At 74.2% G+C, this 19,523-nt stretch carries 15 protein-coding genes and 1 pseudogene; 12 read left to right on the top strand and 4 right to left on the bottom strand.

What is annotated here, in order from left to right:
* Nucleotides 1-372: 372 nt before the first annotated feature.
* Nucleotides 373-1,956, top strand: coding sequence for a replicative DNA helicase (dnaB, locus tag ACWCXH_RS04440; protein ID WP_449799812.1), 1,584 nt, complete (start codon nucleotides 373-375; stop codon nucleotides 1,954-1,956).
* 33 nt (nucleotides 1,957-1,989) lie between these two features.
* On the opposite strand, the gene ACWCXH_RS04435 is transcribed toward dnaB, so the two are convergent.
* Nucleotides 1,990-2,724, bottom strand: a complete 735-nt coding sequence (locus tag ACWCXH_RS04435; RefSeq protein ID WP_449799811.1) for a helix-turn-helix domain-containing protein — start codon at nucleotides 2,722-2,724, stop codon at nucleotides 1,990-1,992.
* A 192-nt stretch (nucleotides 2,725-2,916) separates the two neighbouring features.
* Between ACWCXH_RS04435 and ACWCXH_RS04430 the strand changes: the two genes are divergently transcribed.
* Nucleotides 2,917-6,078, top strand: coding sequence for a BTAD domain-containing putative transcriptional regulator (locus tag ACWCXH_RS04430; RefSeq protein WP_449799810.1), 3,162 nt, complete (start codon nucleotides 2,917-2,919; stop codon nucleotides 6,076-6,078).
* Nucleotides 6,079-6,190: 112 nt separating this feature from the next.
* On the opposite strand, the gene manA is transcribed toward ACWCXH_RS04430, so the two are convergent.
* Entirely contained in the window at nucleotides 6,191-7,390 is a 1,200-nt protein-coding gene (gene manA, locus ACWCXH_RS04425; RefSeq protein ID WP_449799809.1) for a mannose-6-phosphate isomerase, class I, read from the bottom strand.
* Between the two features lie 337 nt (nucleotides 7,391-7,727).
* Here manA and ACWCXH_RS04420 point away from each other — a divergent pair, with 337 nt between their 5' ends.
* Entirely contained in the window at nucleotides 7,728-8,492 is a 765-nt protein-coding gene (locus ACWCXH_RS04420; protein ID WP_449799808.1) for a polyprenol monophosphomannose synthase, read from the top strand.
* Nucleotides 8,493-8,591: 99 nt separating this feature from the next.
* Here the strand turns inward: ACWCXH_RS04420 and ACWCXH_RS04415 are convergent, their stop codons facing one another.
* Nucleotides 8,592-8,996: a winged helix-turn-helix transcriptional regulator gene (locus ACWCXH_RS04415; RefSeq protein ID WP_449799807.1), complete on the bottom strand. Its 405-nt coding sequence runs from the start codon at nucleotides 8,994-8,996 to the stop codon at nucleotides 8,592-8,594.
* Nucleotides 8,997-9,102: 106 nt separating this feature from the next.
* On the opposite strand from ACWCXH_RS04415, the gene ACWCXH_RS04410 reads away from it, so the two are divergent.
* The 9 genes and pseudogenes from ACWCXH_RS04410 to ACWCXH_RS04370 all read left to right on the top strand — a co-directional run bounded on the left by ACWCXH_RS04410 (nucleotide 9,103) and on the right by ACWCXH_RS04370 (nucleotide 18,224).
* A complete protein-coding gene (locus ACWCXH_RS04410; RefSeq protein ID WP_449799806.1) occupies nucleotides 9,103-9,738 on the top strand; it encodes an FMN-dependent NADH-azoreductase in 636 nt (211 codons plus the stop codon).
* A gap of 31 nt (nucleotides 9,739-9,769) precedes the next feature.
* A complete protein-coding gene (mobA, locus tag ACWCXH_RS04405; protein ID WP_449799805.1) occupies nucleotides 9,770-10,363 on the top strand; it encodes a molybdenum cofactor guanylyltransferase in 594 nt (197 codons plus the stop codon).
* A 150-nt stretch (nucleotides 10,364-10,513) separates the two neighbouring features.
* A pseudogene (locus tag ACWCXH_RS04400) lies at nucleotides 10,514-10,796 on the top strand (DUF6457 domain-containing protein); the annotation flags it as partial.
* A 50-nt stretch (nucleotides 10,797-10,846) separates the two neighbouring features.
* Nucleotides 10,847-12,016: a molybdopterin molybdotransferase MoeA gene (locus ACWCXH_RS04395; RefSeq protein WP_449799970.1), complete on the top strand. Its 1,170-nt coding sequence runs from the start codon at nucleotides 10,847-10,849 to the stop codon at nucleotides 12,014-12,016.
* A 144-nt stretch (nucleotides 12,017-12,160) separates the two neighbouring features.
* The gene (locus ACWCXH_RS04390; RefSeq protein WP_449799804.1) at nucleotides 12,161-13,138 is read left to right on the top strand and encodes an NAD(P)H-quinone oxidoreductase; all 978 of its coding nucleotides are present in this window, start codon (nucleotides 12,161-12,163) and stop codon (nucleotides 13,136-13,138) included.
* A gap of 121 nt (nucleotides 13,139-13,259) precedes the next feature.
* On the top strand, nucleotides 13,260-13,853 hold the full coding sequence (locus ACWCXH_RS04385) for a hypothetical protein (protein WP_449799803.1): 594 nt from the start codon (nucleotides 13,260-13,262) through the stop codon (nucleotides 13,851-13,853).
* 208 nt (nucleotides 13,854-14,061) lie between these two features.
* Nucleotides 14,062-14,649: a bacterial proteasome activator family protein gene (locus ACWCXH_RS04380; RefSeq protein ID WP_449799802.1), complete on the top strand. Its 588-nt coding sequence runs from the start codon at nucleotides 14,062-14,064 to the stop codon at nucleotides 14,647-14,649.
* 312 nt (nucleotides 14,650-14,961) lie between these two features.
* Nucleotides 14,962-16,353 carry a protein kinase domain-containing protein gene (locus ACWCXH_RS04375; protein ID WP_449799801.1) on the top strand — a complete coding sequence of 464 codons (1,392 nt, stop codon included), beginning with the start codon at nucleotides 14,962-14,964 and terminating at the stop codon, nucleotides 16,351-16,353.
* A 113-nt stretch (nucleotides 16,354-16,466) separates the two neighbouring features.
* On the top strand, nucleotides 16,467-18,224 hold the full coding sequence (locus ACWCXH_RS04370) for a protein kinase domain-containing protein (protein ID WP_449799800.1): 1,758 nt from the start codon (nucleotides 16,467-16,469) through the stop codon (nucleotides 18,222-18,224).
* Nucleotides 18,225-18,369: 145 nt separating this feature from the next.
* Here the strand turns inward: ACWCXH_RS04370 and ACWCXH_RS04365 are convergent, their stop codons facing one another.
* Nucleotides 18,370-19,479 (bottom strand): phosphotransferase enzyme family protein, encoded by a 1,110-nt coding sequence (locus ACWCXH_RS04365; RefSeq protein ID WP_449799799.1) that lies wholly within the window; start codon nucleotides 19,477-19,479, stop codon nucleotides 18,370-18,372.
* Between the last annotated feature and the right edge of the window lie 44 nt (nucleotides 19,480-19,523).

The raw sequence follows: 19,523 nt of genomic DNA, 5'->3' as shown, positions 1-19,523 counted from the left end.
CTCGAACTCCTGAGTGATGTGCTCGACGGGCTCCGTGCCCACAGCCATCCGGTGGTGTGTGAAGAATTTCTCATGCACAGCCCCTGGAGGAGGTAACTCCAGGTCAGCGAGTTGACGGAAGGCTGATAGTCCGGTTATCCACAGGGCCTTCCACAAGGGTGTCCACAGCTTTGCGGCAGTTCTCCACAGCCCTGGGCCGCTCGTCCACACCCCCTGTGGATAACCGTGTTGGCTGTAGGGCGTCCGGCCCTTTAGCGTGGGCTCTCCGCCAGGAACTCCCACCCGCCCCGGCGTCCGTTTTGTCGGTCCCGTGGCGTACAAAGAGGAGCGGCTCCGCTCCAACTCGCACCACTCGCTGATCGGGGAACACGCGTGACCGGCCCCCAGTACGACGACCACGACGCCCCGCCGCCCGAGGAGGACTGGCAGACCGCCGAGGACCCCTTCCCGGCCGGCGCGTTCGACGACGCGCCGTTCCCGGACGGGCCCGGCGACCGGCTCCCGGTCTCGCGGGGTCGCGGTGGCGGCCAGGGCGGCTTCCAGAAGGGCGGCGGGTTCCAGAAGGGCTCCCAGAACGGCAAGGGCGAGCGCCGCGACCGCCGCGACGACGAGGGCCCGGGCGGCTCGGACGGCTTCGAGCGCGTCCCCCCGCAGGACCTCGCGGCCGAGCAGTCCGTCCTCGGCGGCATGCTGCTGTCCAAGGACGCGATCGCCGACGTCGTCGAGGTGCTCAAGCCGGCCGACTACTACCGGCCCGCGCACGAGATGATCCACGGCGCGATCCTCGACCTGTACGCCCGCGGCGAGCCGGCCGACCCGATCACCGTGGCCGGCGAGCTCACCAAGCGCGGCGAGCTCCAGCGCGTCGGCGGCGCCCCCTACCTGCACACCCTGGTCAACTCCGTCCCGACCGCCGCGAACGCCGAGTACTACGCCCAGATCGTCCACGAGCGTGCCGTCCTGCGCCGCCTGGTCGAGGCGGGCACCCGGATCGCGGGCATGGGCTACGCGGCCGAGGGTGACGTCGACGAGATCGTCAACGCGGCGCAGGCGGAGATCTACGCCGTCACCGAGCAGCGCACCAACGAGGACTACGCACCGCTCGCCGACATCATGGAGGGCGCCCTCGACGAGATCGAGGCGATCGGCTCGCGCAACGGGCAGATGTCCGGCGTCCCGACCGGCTTCGCCGACTTCGACCAGCTCACCAACGGCCTGCACCCCGGCCAGATGATCGTCATCGCGGCCCGTCCCGCCATGGGTAAGTCCACCCTGGCGCTGGACTTCGCGCGCGCCTGCTCGATCCACCACAAGCTCCCGAGCGTGATCTTCTCGCTCGAAATGGGGCGCAACGAGATCGCCATGCGTCTGCTCTCCGCCGAGGCCCGGGTGGCGCTGCACCACATGCGCTCCGGGAACATGACGGACGACGACTGGACGAGGGTCGCCCGCCGCATGCCGGACGTCAGCGAGGCGCCGCTGTTCATCGACGACTCGCCGAACCTGTCGATGATGGAGATCCGGGCCAAGTGCCGCCGGCTCAAGCAGCGCAACGACATCAAGCTGATCGTCATCGACTACCTCCAGCTGATGCAGTCCGGCGGCTCCCGCCGGGCCGAGAACCGCCAGCAGGAGGTCTCGGACATGTCGCGGAACCTGAAGCTGCTGGCCAAGGAGCTGGAGGTGCCGGTGATCGCGCTCTCCCAGCTGAACCGTGGCCCCGAACAGCGCACCGACAAGCGCCCGATGGTCTCGGACCTGCGCGAGTCCGGCTCGATCGAGCAGGACGCCGACATGGTCATCCTGCTCCACCGCGAGGACGCCTACGAGAAGGAGTCCCCGCGCGCGGGCGAGGCCGACCTGATCGTCGCCAAGCACCGTAACGGCCCGACGGCCACCATCACCGTCGCCTTCCAGGGCCACTACTCGCGCTTCGTGGACATGACCCGGGACTGACCCCGGGCCTGACCCGGGCCGTGCGACCGCGGCTCAGGCGGTGCCGTCCGGGGTCGGCCCGGGCCTGGTGTGGAGGACTTCGCGGCCCTGCTCGGCGGCGCGGGTGATGCTCTCGGAGACGAAGTCGAGGAATCGGGCGATGTTCTCCAGGCGGGCGGCGGCGGGGGTGCCGGAGCCGAGGACGGTGACGCCCTGGCGTGCCGTTCCGACGAGCTGGGCGGTGGCGCGGGCGCTGGCCATCATCGACTGGTACCAGACGTCGTCGTCGACGAAGTAGCGCTCGCGCCGGCCCTCGCCGCGTTCCCGGCGGACGAGGCCCTGGCCTTCGAGGAACGTGATCGACTTGGAGACGGACGCCGGGCTGACCTGCAGGCGCTCGACGAGTTCGGACGCGGTGAGGCTGCCCGCGTCGGTGGTGTAGAAGCAGGCCAGCACCCGGGACATCATCTTCGCCATGCCGGACTGCATGAGGACGGTGGTGAACAGCTCCTCGTACTCGCGCACCGCCTCGGCGTCGCGTCCGTGGACCTGCGGGGCCGTCCTCGGGTCGCGGGGCGCGGCCTGCTTGCGGTGGCGGATGCGGTGTTCGGTGGCGCGGTGGGCGAGGTCGGCCCGGTAGGCGGTGGGGCCGCCGTTGCGCATCACCTCGCGGGTGATCGTCGAGGTGGGACGGTCGAGCCGGCGGGCGATCTCCGCGTAGGCGAGGCCGTCGGCCAGCCCCAGCGAGATCTGCTGGCGGTCGTGCTGGGTGAGCCTGGCCCCTGGCATCGCGCTCTCCTTCGAGGTCCTTCAAGCCAGTGCAACGATTTACCGGCTTGCACCTGCGGTGATGCTGATTCTTGGCAACCAGTATGTTGCCATGTGTGTGAGTGCAACGTGGCTTTTCCCCCTGGGAAAAGCGGGGCGGCCAGGCCGGCCGATCCGGGGATGGCTCCCGAACGCCCGTGGCAAAATCAGCGGGTGCAGATCGGGATGCTGGGGACATTGCAGGTTCGCACGGATGACGGCGGCTCGGTCGACGTTCCGGGGGCGCGGTTGCGCGGACTGCTCGTCGCCCTCGCGCTGAGGCCGGGGCAGGTGGTCCCCAAGGCGTCGCTCGTCGACTGGATCTGGGGCGAGTACCCGCCCGCCGATGCGACGAACGCCCTGCAGCGCCTGGTCTCCCGGCTGCGGAAGGTGCTGCCGGACGGGGTGGTCGAGGGGCGGACGGACGGCTACCTGCTGGCGGTGGAGCCCGACGCCGTCGACGCCGTACGGTTCGAACGCCTCGTCGCCCCGGGTCAGGCCCACGCCGCGGACGGTTCCCGGCGGCTGCGGCCGCTGCGCGAGGGGCTCGAACTGTGGCGCGGGGCGGCCATGCAGGACGTCGGACTGCAGGACAGCGGCGCGTTCGACGCCGCGGTCGTCCGGCTGGAGGGGCTGCGCCTGACCGCCACGGAGGAGCGGTTCGAGGCGGAGGCCGCCCTCGGGCACGGAGCGGAGCTGGTCGCCGAACTGACCGACCTGGTGGCCGCGCACCCGGTGCGGGAACGGCTCGTCGCCGCGCTGATGCGCGCCCTCGTCGCGGCCGGTCGCGACAGCGAGGCGCTGCAGGTGTTCCAGAACGCGAGGGAGGCCCTGGCCGGCGCACTGGGCGTCGATCCGTCCCCGGAGCTGTCCGCTCTTCATATCGCGCTGCTGCGAGGAGAGTTGGGGCGACGCGAGGAGACCCGAAGGACCAACCTGCGCGCGGAGCTCACCACGTTCGTCGGCAAGGAGACCGAGGTCGCCGCGGTCCGCGCGCTCGTCGCCGAGCACCGGCTCACCACCCTGATCGGGCCGGGCGGCGCCGGCAAGACCAGGCTGGCCACCGAGACCGCGCGCACGCTGCTCGGCGAACTGCCCGACGGCGCCTGGCTGGTGGAGCTCGCCGCGATCGGGGCCGACGGCGACGTGGCGCAGTCGACGCTCGCCGGGTTCGGCCTGCGCGACGCCCTGCTCGGGGAGACGTCGAACGCGGACCCGGCGGACCGTCTCATCGCCGCGATCCGCGAGCGGGAGGCGCTGCTGATCCTGGACAACTGCGAGCACGTGATCGAGTCGGCGGCGGTGTTCGCCCACCGGGTGCTCGGCGAGTGCCGGCGGCTGCGGATCCTGGCGACGAGCCGGGAGCCGCTCGGCATCACCGGCGAGGCGCTGTGGTCGGTCGAGCCGCTGGCCCTGCCGCAGGCGGACGCGGACCCGCAGGAGATCGCGTCCTCACCCGCCGTCCGGCTGCTGCGGGACCGCGCCGGGGCGGTGCGCCGGGACCTCGCGGCCGACGCGCACACGCTGGCGACGATGGTCCGGGTCTGCCGGGCCCTGGACGGGATGCCGCTGGCGATCGAACTGGCCGCGGCCAGGCTGCGCACGATGTCCGTCGACCAGCTCGCCCACCGGCTCGACGACCGGTTCCGTCTGCTGACCGGTGGCAGTCGTACGGCGCTGCCGCGGCACAGGACGCTGCGCGCGGTGGTCGACTGGAGCTGGGAGCTGCTCACCGACGCCGAGCGGGCGGTGCTGCGGCGGCTCTCGGTGTTCTCCGGCGGGGCGAGCCTGGAGGCGGCCGAACGCGTCTGCGCGGGCGGTGCAGCCGAGGAGGACGATGCCGTCGAGGAGGAGCAGGTGCTCGAACTGCTCACCTCGCTGACCGAGAAGTCGCTGCTGGTCGCCGACGGCGAGGGCGCGCCGCGCTACCGCATGATCGGCACGATCAGGGAGTACGCCGGGCACCGGCTCGCGGAGGCGGGGGAGGCGGACCCGGCGCGCCGGGCGCATCTCGCGTACGTCACCGAGCTCGCCGAGACCGCGGATCCGCACCTGCGCCGGGCCGAGCAACTGGAGTGGCTCGCCGTGCTGGAGGCCGAGCGCGACAACATCGGTTCGGCGATGCGCGGCGCCCTCGCGGCCGGCGAGGCGCAGGCGGCGATGCGGCTCGCGGCGGGTGCGGGCTGGTACTGGTGGCTCGGCGGGCGCCGGGCCGAGGGCATGGAGCTGATCACCGCGGCCGCCGGGACGCCCGGCGAGGTGACCGACGAGGTCCGGGCCACGGTGTACGCGCTCATCGTGATGTTCGTGAGCTCCGGGCGGGGCGACGAGCACCAGGCCGCGGAGTGGATCCACAAGGCGTACCGGTTCGGCCGGGGCCGCCGGTGCCGCCACCCGGCGCCGGGGTTGGTCGCGCCCCTGGTCCGCATGCTCCAGGAGCCCGGCGCGACCCTGTCCGCGTGGGAGCCGCTGCTGGACCACGAGGACCCGTGGGCGCGGGCGCTGGCCCGGCTGCAGCTGGGCAAGATGCGGATCGTGCTCGGTCACGAAGGGCGGGACGCGGACGCGCACCTGGAGGCGGCGCTGGCCGAGTTCAGGGCGCTCGGCGAGCGGTTCGGGATCTCGGTCGCGCTGACCGAGCTCGCGGACCGGATCGCCGTGCGCGGCGATTTCGCCGCCGCGTGCGAGTACTACGAGCAGGCGACCGCGGTGGTCACCGAGCTCGGCGCCACCGAGGACGTCATCCGGATGCGGTCACGACAGGCGCAGCTGTACTGGCTGTCGGGCGACGAGGCCGCCGGCGCGGCCGCCCTCGCCGAGGCGCAGCGGTGTGCGGAACGGGTCGCCTGGCCGGACGCGCTGGCCGAGTTGGCCCTCGCGAAGGCGGAACTCGCCCGGTGGGGCGGCAGGGCCGGGGAGGCGTACGAGCAACTCGGTGCCGCGACGGCCATGTTGGGCGCCGAGGCGGAGCGGGCGGGGATCCGTGCGCTGCGGCACGACCTGCTCGGGTACCTCGCCGAGGACCTGGACGAGGCCCGTGCGCACCGTGCGGCGGCCTGCGAGGCGGCGGCCGAGGCGGGGCACGCGCCGCTGATCGCGCAGGTGCTCGTCGGGGTCGCGGACCTGGCGCTGCGCCGGGGCGAGCACGAGCAGGCCGCGCGGCTGCTCGCGGCGAGCGCGGGCGTGCGCGGACTGCCGGACCGTTCCCACCCGGACGCGGCCCGGATCGAGCGGACGGCACGGAGCCTCCTCGGCGACGACGGGTTCGCCGAGGCGGCTCGGGAGGGGGCGGGGACCGGCTGGTCCCGGCTGGTCGAGGTCACGCTCGCTTCTTGAAGGAGGAGATCGCCCACGCGTACCCGACGACCGCGTACCCGACGACCGCGTACCCGACGACCGCGTACCCGACGACCGCGTACCCGACGGGCCGGGCGACGGCCGTGAGGCCTCAGATCGTCACGGTGGCGCGGAAGAGGGTGCCGGCGTCGCCCGCGATGCGGGTGGCTTCGCCGGTGGCGGGGAGGAAGGCGGACTCGCCGCGGGAGAGGTCGAGGGTGGTGCCGTCGGGGGCGCGGAGCCGGACGGTGCCGGCGGTGCAGAGCAGGATCTGCGGGGCGCGGCCGTCGATCTCGCGCTCGGTGCCGTCCAGCCGGAAGCGGGAGAGGCGGAACTCGTCGATCGGGACGGGGTAGAGCTCCTCGCCGGGGGTGCCGTCCACCGGGGTGGCACGGAGGACGTCGAGGACGCCGGCCTCGAAGACGACCACCTTCATGAGCTCGGACACGTCGATGTGCTTGGGGGTGAGGCCCGCGCGCAGCACGTTGTCGGAGTTGGCCTGGAGCTCGACGCAGACGCCGTGCAGGTAGGCGTGCGGTACGCCGGCGCCCAGGTAGAGGGCCTCGCCCGGGTGGAGCCGGACGTGGTTGAGCAGCAGGCCGGCGATCAGGCCGCGGTCGCCGGGGAAGTCCCGGGTGATCCGGGCGTACGGCGCGTACGGGCCCCCGGGGTCCTCCTCGGCGGCGAGGTTCACGTGCGCGGCGGCCTGCCGGACGGCGTCGGCGGCGGTCGCGTCGTCCATGGTGAGGATCGCGGCCAGTGCGCGGCGCAGGGCCTCGGACTCGTCTCCGGCGCCCAGCAGGTCGACGACCGGGGCGAGCGCGGGCACCGCCAGGCCGGCCAGCAGCGCGGCCGCCTCGGCGGCCGGACGGAAGCCGCACAGGGCCTCGAACTCGTCCAGCGCGCAAATGAGTTCGGGCTTGTGGTTGGCATCGCGGTAGTTGCGCCGGGGGGCGTCCAGCGGGATGCCGAGGGCGTTCTCGGCGGCGAAGCCGGCCCGGGCCTGGTCGAGCGTGGGGTGGGCCTGGATGGAGATCGGGATGCCGATCGCGAGGATCTTGAGCAGGAACGGCAGGGTGGGGCCGAAGCGGGCGACGGTCGCGGTGCCGAGCTCGCCCCCGGGGTCCGCGGCGATCAGCTCGTCCAGCGGGCGCGGCCCCGCGCCCCGGTCCGCGCGGGAGGGGTCGCCGGGGTGGGCGCCCATCCACAGTTCGGCCTGCGGCTCGCCGGTGGGGTCCTGCCCGAGGAGTTCGGGGAGTGCGGTGACCGATCCCCAGGCGTACGGGCGGATGGTGTTGACGAGCCTGTCCATGCGCGCGGTCCTACTCCTTCGCTGCGGTGGCGGGGTGTGCCGGATCGTCGGGAAACGGGCCGGGCGGGCGGTCCTGGCCGGGGCGAGGCAACGACCCTAGCCGAACCGCGTCACGTGAGGGGAAACGGCGGGCGTCCGGTGCGAGTGCCGTGGTCGCGGCAGCGATCGGGCCGGTGTCCGGCAGGTGCGGTAGTAGGATGCCAGGACCCAGTTAGTTTCCACCGTGCGCAGCAGTTTCCGCCGCGGAACCCCTCGGCGGGCCGCCGACGGGAGCGGCGTTCCGGAGTGCGGGCGCGACGGTGACCGGCACTCCCGCCATTGGCCGAGAGGTTTGTACGTGACCGTGAACCAGCCGCGTTTTGCTGATCTCGGCAAGGTGCTGGTGATCATTCCGACGTTCAACGAGGCGGAGAACGTCGAGCGGATCGTCGGACGGGTCCGCGCCTCGGTGCCCGAGGCGCACGTCCTGGTGGCCGACGACAACAGCCCCGACGGCACCGGCGAGCTCGCCGACAAGCTGGCCGCCGAGGACCCGAACGTGCACGTCCTGCACCGCAAGGGCAAGGAGGGCCTGGGCGCCGCCTACCTCGCCGGTTTCCGCTGGGGCATCGACAACGGCTACGACGTCCTGGTCGAGATGGACGCGGACGGCTCGCACCAGCCCGAGGAGCTCGACCGGCTGCTCGCCGCGCTGCGCGGCGCCGACCTGGTGCTCGGCTCCCGCTGGGTGCCCGGCGGCCGGGTGGTCAACTGGCCGAAGTCGCGCCTGCTGCTCTCCCGCGGCGGCTCCACGTACTCGCGCCTCATGCTCGGGGTGCCGATCCGCGACGTCACCGGCGGCTACCGGGCGTTCCGCAAGGAGACGCTGCTGGGGCTGGGCATGGACCAGGTGGCATCGGCCGGCTACTGCTTCCAGGTCGACCTGGCCTGGCGGACGGTGAAGGCCGGGTTCAAGGTCGCCGAGGTGCCGATCACCTTCGTCGAGCGCGAGCTGGGCGCGTCCAAGATGAGTCGCAACATCGTGATCGAGGCGCTGTGGCGCGTCACCTCGTGGGGCATCTCGGACCGCGTGGCCCGGCTGCGGGGCGCGAAGCGGCGCTGAGTTCTTCTTGTCCGGGTGAACGCCCGCGTGCTGTGTGACAGCGCGCGGGCGTTCGTCGTGTGTGGGGACGGCCGTCGTCTGTGCGGACAGCCGTGGCCGTCAGCAGCCGCCTTGCTTGAGGGCGCTCTCCGGCAGGTAGCGGTCGGCCCAGACGGCCAGTTCGTTGAGCGCCGGCCGCAGGGCCGAGCCGGCGTCGGTGAGGCCGTAGCTCACGCGCAGCGGCGGGCCCGCGTCGACCTCGCGGACGACCAGACCGGCCTCGGTCAGCTCGGTGAGGCGGTCGGAGAGCATGCGCTCGCTGATGCCGGGGATGGCGCGGCGCAGCTCGGAGAAGTAGGCGGGGCCGCCATGGTTGAGCACGCCCACCAGCAGGCCGGTCCAGCGCTTGCCGAGCAGCGTGAACACCCGGGTGAGGGCCAGCTCGACGTTGAAGCAGGTGCGCTGGTCGGCGCACGCGTCTGAGGCGGCCGGGGGCTGGTCGGTCACTACCTCGTGCTCGGACATGGCTCCAGGGTACCCGAGGATTCGTAGTGACTGCAGAAAAGTAAGCTGCTACGGTACTTATAGCTGCAGCGGAAACGGCAGCTACTTATTCGATGGAGGTACTGTCATGCCCACCCTGCTGCACATCGACTCGTCCGCCGTCGCCGACGGCTCCGTCTCCCGCGAGGTCTCGGCGGCGTTCCGGGCGGCCTGGCAGGCCGAGCACCCCGAGGGCACGGTGGTCTACCGCGACCTCGCCGCCGCCCCGGTCCCGCACCTCGACGTCCACGGGATCTCGGCGACGTTCGTCCCGGCCGAGGGCCGCACCGCCGAGCAGGAGGCCGCGCTCGCGCTGCGCGAGGAGCTCATGACCGAGCTGGAGCAGGCCGACGCGATCGTCATCGGCAGCCCGATGTACAACTTCACGATCCCGTCCACCCTCAAGGCCTGGCTGGACCAGGTGATCCTGATGGGCCGCACGGCCGGCGAGACGCCCTCCGCCAAGGGCACCCCGGTCACCGTGGTCGCCGCCCGGGGCGGCTCGTACGCGCCGGGCGCGCCGCGCGAGCCGTACGAGTTCGTCACCACCTACCTGGAGAAGGTGCTGACCGGGATGCTCGGGCTGGAGGTCGACTTCATCGTCCCGGAGTTCACCCTGGCCCCGAAGGTCCCGGCGATGGCCGACTTCGTGCCGAAGGCCGCCGAGTCGAAGGTCCGGGCGCTGGAGGACGCCGCCCGCAAGGCCAAGGCGCTCGCCGTCTGAGGCGCGGCCGGGCAGGGCGGATACTGGCCGCATGACGCCGTACGACGTGATCGTTCCCGCGGGCGGGGCGGCCCGGCGCCTCGGCGGGGCCGACAAACCCGGGCTCACCGTCGGCGAGAGCACCCTGCTCGACCGCGTGCTCGCCGCCTGCGCCGGAGCCCGCACCACCGTCGTGGTCGGCCCGGCCCGGCCCACCGCCCGCACCGGCGTCCGCTGGACCCGCGAGCAGCCGCCCGGCGGCGGACCGGTCGCCGCCGTTGCGGCCGGACTCGACCTGGTCGGCGACGGGACCGTGCTGCTGCTCGCCGCCGACCTGCCGTTCCTGGACCGGCGGACGGTCGAGCGGCTCGTCACCGCCCTGGACGACGCGGGCCCGGCGGTCGAGGCCGCCGTCCTGGTCGACGCGGGGGGCCGCGACCAGCCCCTCGCCGCCGCCTACCGCACCGCAGCCCTGCGCGGCGCCCTGTCCGCGCTCGGCGATCCGTCCGGCCTCCCGCTGCGCCGCCTCACCGGAGGCCTCGCGCGGCTGCTGGTCGCGGACACGGACAACGCGGCGTACGACTGCGACACGTGGGAGGACCTCGAACAGGCGCGGGAGCGGGAGAAGGAGAGCGGAGGGGGATAAGGGGGCTCATGGCCGCGGTCGGCTGGGCGACACTGCCCGGTGGTCCGATGGTCGGACGGGTGTTGCGGGGGACGTTCACCCCGGGTGGGGCGGGGCGTGAGGGAAACGACGCGCCCCGCACACCGGGGGAACATTCCGGGGAAACCGCCGATCAGGCAGCATGGGGCGCATGGAGCGCACGCTGGATGACTGGATCGCGGAGGTCCGCGCCGAACTCGGGATCGACCTGGACGTCGATGTCCGCGGACTGCTGGACCTCACCCGGGTGGTCGCGCACGGGGTGGCCCGGCCGGCCGCCCCGCTGACCGCCTTCCTGATCGGGTACGCCGCCGCCCAGCAGGGCGGCGGCCCCGAGGCCGTCGCCGAGGCGGCCCGGCGCACCGCCGTGCTCGCCGAGCGCTGGAGCGAGCCGCACGGGCCGGGCGAGCAGTGACGGCCGTCGAGGAGACCGCCGTGACCGTGCCGCCGGCCGGGCCCGGCACCATGGCCTGGCCGCAGGCCCGCGAGACAGCCCGCCGGGCCGGGCTGCGCCCGCTGCCACCGGTCGTCCTGCCGCTCGCCGCGGCCCTCGGCCACACGCTCGCCGAACCGCTCGCCGCCCTCACCGACCTGCCCGCCTTCGACACCTCCGCGATGGACGGCTGGGCGGTCGCCGGCCCCGGCCCCTGGCGGCTCGCCGGGCGGCTGCTGGCCGGCCGGGCCGCCGTCGCGCCGCTGGCCGACGGCGCCGCCGTGGAGATCGCCACCGGCGCCCAGCTGCCGCCCGGTGCCACCGCCGTGCTGCGCCGTGAGCACGGGTCGACGGACGGCACCCTGCTGCGCGACGGCGGTCCCCGTGCGCTGACCACCGGTCAGGACGTCCGCCCGCGCGGCCAGGAGTGCCGCCGGGGCGAGGCGTTGCTGCCCGGCGGCACCCCCGTCGACCCTGCGGTGCTCGGCCTCGCCGCCGCCTGCGGCCACGACCGGCTCCCGGTCCGCCGCCGGCCGGTCGTCGAACTCCTGGTCCTCGGAGACGAGTTGATCGAGTCGGGGGTGCCGGGCCCCGGCCTCGTCCGGGACGCGCTCGGCCCGCTCCTGCCGCCGTGGCTGCACGCGTGCGGTGCCGACGTGGCCGAAGTCCGGTCCGTCCGCGACGACTTCGGGCTGCTGAGGGACGCACTGCGGCACTCCGCCGCCGACGTCGTCGTCACCACCGGCGGCACCGCGGCCGGCCCGGCCGACTTCCTGCACCGCGCGCTCGACGAGGTCGGCGCCCGGCTGCTGGTCGACGGCGTCGCCGTCCGCCCCGGCCACCCCATGCTGCTCGCCGAGCTCCCACCGGCCGGACTCCCGGGCGGGCGCCACCTGGTGGGACTGCCCGGCAACCCGCTGGCCGCAGTCGCCGGCACCGTCACACTCGCGCTGCCGCTGCTGCACGCCCGCAGCGGACGGACCGTCGGCGGTCCGGCTCCCGCACCCGCCGCCGTCGCCCTGGCCGGGCACCCGACGGACACCCGGCTGCTGCCCGTCCGGCGCACCGTCGAGGGCGTCGTCCCGCTCGCCTTCGACGGGCCCGCCATGCTGCGCGGCCTCGCCCGCGCCGAGGCGCTCGCCGTCGTCCCGCCCGGCGGCGCGGAGGCCGGCGACCTCGTCGAGCTGCTGGAGGCCCCGTGAGCGGGCGGAGCGCGGGAACCCGAGGCCTGCTCACCCACGGCTACGGCCTGGGGGTGATCGTCGTCAAGTCGGCGGGGTGACGCAGTCGTTGCCGAGGAGGACGGGTCGGTGCGCCGCAGGTCGGGAGCGCAGTAGGTTCGGGGCATGCATGCGATGACGATTCCCGTACCCGGCGGTCCCGAGGCGCTCGTCTGGGCGGAGGTGCCGGATCCGGTGCCCGGCGAGGGGGAGGTCCTGGTCGAGGTGGCGGCGACCGCCGTCAACCGGGCCGACCTGCTCCAGCGGCAGGGCTTCTACAACCCGCCGCCCGGCTCCCCGCTCTACCCCGGGTTGGAATGCGCCGGGCGGATCGCCGCCCTCGGGCCGGGCGTGTCCGGTTGGGCCGTCGGCGACGAGGTGTGCGCGCTGCTGGCCGGCGGTGGGTACGCGCAGCTCGTCGCGGTGCCGACCGGGCAGCTGCTGCCGGTGCCGAAGGGGCTCGGCTTCGAGGAGGCGGCGGCGCTGCCCGAGGTGGCCTGCACGGTGTGGTCCAACGTGTTCCTCACCGCGCACCTGCGGCCGGGCGAGACCGTGCTGCTGCACGGCGGCGCCAGCGGCATCGGGACGATGGCGATCCAGCTGGCCAAGGCCGTCGGCGCCCGGGTCGCGGTCACCGCGGGCAGCGCCGAGAAGCTCGCGCGGTGCGTCGAACTCGGCGCGGACATCGCGATCGACTACCGCGAGCAGGACTTCGTCGAGGCGCTCCGGGTGGCCACCGACGGGGCCGGGGCGGACGTGATCCTGGACATCATGGGCGCCAAGTACCTGCAGCGGAACGTCGACGCGCTCGCCGTCAACGGTCGGCTGGTGATCATCGGACTGCAGGGCGGGGTGAAGGGCGAGCTGGACCTCAACACGCTGCTGCGCAAGCGCGGCGCGGTCGTCGCCACCAACCTGCGCGGGCGGCCGCTGGCCGAGAAGGCGGCGATCGTGGCGGCGGTGCGGGAGCACGTGTGGCCGCTGGTCGAGTCCGGGGTGGTCAAGCCGGTGATCGATCGGGTGCTGCCGCTGACGGAGGCCGGGGCCGGGCACCGGGTGCTGGAGCAGGGCGAGCAGGTCGGGAAGGTCGTGCTGCGGGCCTGAGGCGGTCGCGGCGGGGGTGCTGCCCGAAATGCCCTGATTGCCGGATTGTGTGAGGCTGGTCCGGAGCTGTCCCGTCGCCGACCCCGCCCCGCGCGGTCGGCCGTCGGAAGGACCTCCGACCGTGGCCGCACCAATGCACGCGAACCTCGGGCCGCTGCCCGCCGCTCCGTCCCCCCGCCCCGCCCGGGCCCGCCGGCTGGTGGCGGTGGCCGTGCTCGGGCTGGCTTTGCCGCTGGCCGCCGCGACGGTGGCCGTCGCCGCCCCCGGACCGGAGGCGGCGACGAGCTCGGCGGAGGCGTCGGACGGGTCCACCGGCTTCGGCCCGTCCGCGGCGCCGCGGGAACGTCCGTTCATCCGCCCGCGTCCGGGCGGCTGGGACCTGCGCGCCCACCGCCACCGGCCCGCGGCTCCCGAGCGGGTCGCCATGGCCCCGGCGCAGGCTCCCGACCAGGCGTCCGACCGGGCTGTCGAGCAGACCCCGGACCCGCCCGCCGCACAGGCCCCCGAGGTCGGCGGCGCCGAGACCACGGACACCCCGGCCCCGGCCGGCGACGCGGCCCCGGACACCGCCACCACCCAGGCCATCGCCGCCCCCACCGTGATTCCCGCCCGCTGGCGCGACGCCTCCACCCTGCAACTCCCCCTGGGTGCCGGCCTGGGTCTCATCGGCTGTGGCCTCGGCCTCGTCGGCCTCCGCCTCCGCAGGGGCCGGTAGCCGCCCCGCGCGGCGGTGCGGGGGAGGTTGTGTGCGGGGTCGCGGGGGATCGGCGGGTGGTTCGGCGTTGAGTCGAGGGGCGCGAGAACTGAGCTGAGCTGAGTATCTGTACGGATTCCCGAGGGGCCGACCGGGGCGTACCGTCGGGACCGGCCGTGCGGGCCGGGGGCTTCCGCCCGACCAACCTCAGTGAGAGAGAATGTTGTTCATGACGAATCCGATGAACGAGAGCTCGTCGCAGGACGGCCAGAAGGTGCTGATCGTCGGACCGGACGGACTGCCGGTGGGTCAGCGGTTCGCGGGCCCGGCGGGGGACGACGACGGCGAGGGGCCGCGTGAGCTCCCGGTGACCGAGATGGTCGAGCAGCCCGCCAAGGTCATGCGGATCGGCAGCATGATCAAGCAGCTGCTGGAGGAGGTCCGGGCGGCGCCCCTCGACGAGGCCAGCCGGGCGCGGCTGAAGGACATCCACGCGAGCTCCATCAAGGAACTGGAGCTGGGCCTGGCCCCCGAGCTGGTCGCCGAGCTGGAGCGCCTGTCGCTGCCGTTCACCGAGGACTCCATCCCGACCGAGGCGGAGCTGCGGATCGCGCAGGCCCAGCTGGTCGGCTGGCTGGAGGGGCTGTTCCACGGGATCCAGACCGCGCTGTTCGCGCAGCAGATGGCCGCCCGGGCGCAGCTGGAGCAGATGCGCCGGGCGCTGCCGCCCGGTCTGCACGGGGGCGAGCTGGACGAGGACGAGCCGGGCCACGGCCACGGCCACGGCCGCGGCATCCGCTCCGGCCCGTACCTGTAGGCCCTCCGCACACGCCGTACCCGTACGGCCGCGCCCCTGTGTCCGCACCCGTACGACCGCACCGGGGCCGGTCGTACCGGGACGGTCCGCGTCGGGGCGCGTTACCGGTGGGTAGCCGCCGGGGCCCGGAGCGGGGATCGGCCCTGGGCCGATCACCGTCGGCGAGAGCCGGTACCCTGGCCCCCTGTCGCAGGCCGGTCGGGCCGCCGCGGCAGGGGTCGGGCCGGCCGGCGGGCCGGGACCGCACCACGCACGGACGAGACCGAACGTCACGGTCGCGGCGGCGACGCCCGCGCCGAGGGGGAGCAGCAGATGAGCGAGCACGGCAACGCGGCGGTCGAGGGCTACTCCCTGGGCAACGGCCGCTACGTGTTGCAGCGGCTGCTGGGCGAGGGCGGCATGGCCTCCGTGCACCTCGCGTTCGACAGCGTGCTGGGCCGGCAGGTCGCGCTGAAGAGCATGCACAGCGAGCTGGGCCGGGACGACTCGTTCAAGGAGCGGTTCCGCCGCGAGGCCCAGGCGGTGGCCCGGCTGGAGCACCCGAACATCGTCACGGTGTACGACAGCGGCGAGGACGTCGCCCCCGACGGCTCCAGCACCCCGTACATCGTCATGCAGCTGATCGACGGCAAGGGCCTGCGCGAGACGATCAACGAGGCGGTCGCGCAGTACGGCGCGATGCCGACCGAGGAGGCCCTGCGGGTCACCGTCGGCGTGCTGAACGCGCTGGAGGCCTCGCACGACATGGGCCTCGTCCACCGTGACATCAAGCCCGGCAACGTCATGTTCGACCGCAAGGGCAACGTCAAGGTCATGGACTTCGGCATCGCCCGGGCGCTGGAATCCGGCGTCACGTCGATGACCCAGACCGGCATGGTGGTCGGCACCCCGCAGTACCTGTCGCCGGAGCAGGCGCTCGGCAAGCCGGTGGACGCCCGCTCCGACCTGTACTCGGTCGGCGTGATGCTCTTCGAGATGCTCACCGGCCAGCTGGTCTTCGACGGCGACTCGGCGTTCTCGATCGCCTACAAGCACGTGCAGGAGGAGCCGCCGGCGCCCTCCACGATGAACCGGTCGATCCCGCCGGCGGTGGACGCGTTCGTGGCCCAGGCGCTGCGCAAGGACCCGGCGCACCGCTTCCCGAGCGCGGAGGCGATGCGGGACGAGGCGGAGCGGCTGATCGCCGAGCTGAAGGGCGGCGGCGGGCACTCGCTGCAGGCGAGCACGCCGCTGGTGATCAACGAGGGCCCGCGCTCGGTGCACGCCGTGCCGCAGGCTCCGCAGACGCCGCAGCCGTTCCAGCAGCAGCCGCAGTACCAGACCCCGCCGCCCGCGTACCAGACGCCGCACCCGCAGGCTCCGCAGACGCCGCAGCCGTTCCAGCAGCAGCCGCAGTACCAGACGCCGCCGCCCGCGTACCAGACGCCGCAGCCGTTCCAGCGGCCCGCGCACACCCCGCCGCCGCAGCCCGTGCCGCCGTACCGGCCGGCCCCGGCCCCGGCGGCCGGCGGCGGCTGCTCGACGGCGGCGGTGGTCATCATGATCATCGTCGGCGTGCTCATCCTGACGGGCATCATCATCGCGATCATGATCAACAAGGCGAAGAACGAGACCACCACCAAGACGACCAAGTACGGTCACGGCACGCTGCCCGCCGCGGTGCTGGTGGTGGACGTCCCCGCCGACCGCGCAGGCCTGCTCTGACCGATAGCGGCCGGATCGGGCGTGCCACGGTGGTCGCCCGGAAGCGGTAGCGTTCGGGGATACGTAAAGCGACAGGGCACCGCGATCCGAGCGAACGCCCGGGGCGAGGAGCGATGGCACAGACGCAGCATCCGGACGACGACGAGGGTGCCCGGGCGGCCGGCCAGGCCGGTGGGCAGCCGCCCGCGCCCGGGAGCGACGCCGCGACCACCGCGTTCCCGCCGGTGCCGCCCGGCGGCCCGCAGACCCCCGGGCGGGGCACCGCGGCCCCGCTGGGCACGGTCGGCGACGGCCGCTACCGGCTGACCCACCGGCTCGGCCGCGGCGGCATGGCCGAGGTGTTCGCCGCCGAGGACATCCGGCTCGGTCGCACCGTCGCGGTCAAGCTGCTGCGCGGCGAGCTCGCACAGGACGACATCGCCCGGGCGCGGTTCACCCGCGAGGCGCACGCCGTCGCGGCGCTCAACCACCACTCGATCGTCTCGGTCTACGACACGGGCGAGGAGTACTTCGGGGACGAGTCCACCCCGTACATCGTGATGGAGCTGGTCGAGGGCCGGACCGTCCGCGAGCTGCTGGTGGACGAGGACGCGCCGCCGGTCGACCAGGCGCTGATCATCATCGCCGGGGTGCTGGAGGCGCTCGCCTACAGCCACCGGCACGGCATCGTGCACCGTGACATCAAGCCCGCCAACGTGATCATCACGACCACGGGCGCGGTCAAGGTGATGGACTTCGGCATCGCCCGCGCGCTGACCGGCGGGGCCACCACCATGACCCAGACCGGCATGGTGATGGGCACCCCGCAGTACCTGTCGCCCGAGCAGGCCCTCGGCAAGCCGGTCGACCACCGTTCCGACCTGTACGCGGCCGGCTGCATGCTCTACGAGCTGCTGGCGCTGCGCCCGCCGTTCACCGGCGACACCCCGCTCTCGGTGGTCTACCAGCACGTCCAGGACCTGCCGGTGCCGCCCTCGCAGGCCAACGGCCGCGTGCCGGTCGGCCTCGACGGGCTCGTGCTGCGCTCCCTGGCGAAGAACCCGGACGACCGCTTCCAGGACGCCGACGAGTTCCGCGCGCACGTCCAGCACGCGCTGCGCGAGATGCACGGCGCGGCCGGGGCCGGCTGGGCCGGTGCCGCGGCCGGGCTGGCCGCGGCGGGGCAGGGCAACACCGGTGCCACGCAGGTGATCCGGCCGGACGAGACGGCGGCCACCGCGGCCTTCGGCGCGGTCGGCGCGGGCGACGCGACCTCGGTGCTGCCGTACCACGGCGGCCAGGTGCCCGGCGCCCCGCACACCCCGTCACCGCCCTACCAGGGGCCCGGCGGCCCGTACGACGGCGGACACGGCTACGACGGCGGGGACGACGACGGGTACGGGCGGCGGCGCGGGCCGTGGGGCTGGGTGGCCGGCATCGCGGCCGTGCTGGTCGCGGCCGGCGTCGGCATCGCGCTCGCGCTCAGCGGCGGTGGCGGCGGTGGCGGCGGCGGTACGAACGGTGGTCCCAGCTCGCCCGCCCCTGCGGTGAGCACCACCGAGTCCGCCACGTCGCCCGCGGCCGGCAGCCAGAGTCCGCCGGCGGCCAACACCGGCAGCCGGAAACCGACGCAGCCGACCGACAACGGCAACTACGGCGGCAGCTACGGCGGCAACAGCATGTCGCCGCAGCCGACGGGCCGCCACACGTACACCCAGACGCCGTCGCCGACCGCCACGCACACCCCGACGGCCTCCTCGTCGGCGACCGGCACGGCCTCGTCGGCGCCGTCGACGCCGAGCGGTGGCAGCACGGCGACGGGCAACCCGGTGCCCAGCAAGTCGCAGCCGCCGGTGACGGCACCGGTGACCCCGCCGGCGGCGACGCCCTGACCTGACGGAACGGGTCGGTCCGGGGCGCGGTCGTCGGGGCTGGTCCCGAACCGCTCCGGCGGCCGACGCCGACGGGCGAGCCCCCGATCACGGCGCCGCCGTCGCCCGGGGGCCGAGCGGGGGCTGAACCAGCGGGCGGCCCGGGTCAGTTGGCGAAGGCGTCCAGGACCTGTTCGTACTCCTGGCACCACCACGCCAACTGGCCCGCCGAGGCGGGGTAGAGCGGGTCGGCCCGGTGGTCGGCCCGCTGGTAGCGCCACTGCAGCATCCAGAAGTCGTTCAGCCGCTCCCACCAGACCCGGTGGGCCGCGGCGGCGAGGTGCTCGGCGGTGGCGGCGCCGGTGGCCCGGTAGGCCTGGGAGTAGTGCCGGACCCGGACGAGGTCGAGCGTGCCCGTCGTCCGGTCGTTGAAGAGCAGCGTGGCGGCGCGGACGGCCTCCTCGGCGCGCGGCTGCGGGCCGAGCTTGTCCCAGTCGAGGACGGCCACGACGGCGCTTTCGCCGGACCCCCCGGGCCGCTCGGCGTGCAGCAGGTTGAGGCCGTGGAAGTCGCCGTGGGTCCAGCCGGTGGGCGGGGCGGCCTGCGGGGCGGGGCGGCGGTGGGCGTGGTCGGCGAGCAGTTCCAGCCGTTCGGCGAGGCGCCGTTCGACCAGGGCGTCGAGGTCGCCGTACGGGCGGTGGGCGCGGGCGTGTTCGAGCAGGTCGCGGGCGAGGTCGGCGCTGTCGAGGGGGTCGGCGCTGCGGTAGCCGTCGGGCTGGTCGAGCGGGGCGCACACGTCGTCGAGCGCGCCGTGCAGATGTCCGAGCAGCGCGCCGAGCGCGTCGCACTGCGGGAGGGGGAGCTCCGTACCGTGCCGGTGTCGGCCATCGACCCACGGGAAGACGGCGAACAGCCGGCCGCCGTGGGAAGCCACCGTGCCGGCGCCGTCGGTGCGGGTCAGCGGGGGAGCGACGGGCAGGCCGAGCGCGTGCAGCGCGGCCATCGCGCGGTGGTGGGCGACGATCTTCGGGCGGTTGGCGGTGGCGGCGTCGACGTAGCACTTCAGGAAGTGGGTACCGGCCTCGGTGGTGACCCGGTAGCCCCGGTTCAGCAGGCCCTCGGCGACCGGTTCGACGGTCAGTATCCGGCCGACCGGGTAGCGGCACAGGACCTCGGCCAGAGCGGCTCGCGGGACGGGTGGGCTGAGGGTCCCTATCGGTGGGGCGGAGAGGTCGGGGCGGGCCGGGGCGCAGGCGAGGGTCTGGCTGAAAGTCACAGCCAGAGGTTATGGCCCCCTGGCGGGGGCCCTTGACAAACCGT

This window comes from Kitasatospora sp. NPDC001660, from assembly GCF_053596725.1.
Note: the sequence above shows the minus strand (reverse complement) of the source record. Positions and strands in the feature narration are given on the sequence as shown.

Coding starts and splice junctions, on each gene's coding strand:
- ACWCXH_RS04395 (WP_449799970.1), top strand. CDS start 10,847: ATGGCCTGGCCGCAGGCCCGCGAGACAGCCCGCCGGGCCGGGCTGCGC.
- ACWCXH_RS04415 (WP_449799807.1), bottom strand. CDS start 8,996: ATGTCCGAGCACGAGGTAGTGACCGACCAGCCCCCGGCCGCCTCAGAC.
- ACWCXH_RS04380 (WP_449799802.1), top strand. CDS start 14,062: ATGACGAATCCGATGAACGAGAGCTCGTCGCAGGACGGCCAGAAGGTG.
- ACWCXH_RS04390 (WP_449799804.1), top strand. CDS start 12,161: ATGCATGCGATGACGATTCCCGTACCCGGCGGTCCCGAGGCGCTCGTC.
- ACWCXH_RS04375 (WP_449799801.1), top strand. CDS start 14,962: ATGAGCGAGCACGGCAACGCGGCGGTCGAGGGCTACTCCCTGGGCAAC.
- ACWCXH_RS04370 (WP_449799800.1), top strand. CDS start 16,467: ATGGCACAGACGCAGCATCCGGACGACGACGAGGGTGCCCGGGCGGCC.
- manA (WP_449799809.1), bottom strand. CDS start 7,390: ATGGACAGGCTCGTCAACACCATCCGCCCGTACGCCTGGGGATCGGTC.
- ACWCXH_RS04410 (WP_449799806.1), top strand. CDS start 9,103: ATGCCCACCCTGCTGCACATCGACTCGTCCGCCGTCGCCGACGGCTCC.
- ACWCXH_RS04435 (WP_449799811.1), bottom strand. CDS start 2,724: ATGCCAGGGGCCAGGCTCACCCAGCACGACCGCCAGCAGATCTCGCTG.
- mobA (WP_449799805.1), top strand. CDS start 9,770: ATGACGCCGTACGACGTGATCGTTCCCGCGGGCGGGGCGGCCCGGCGC.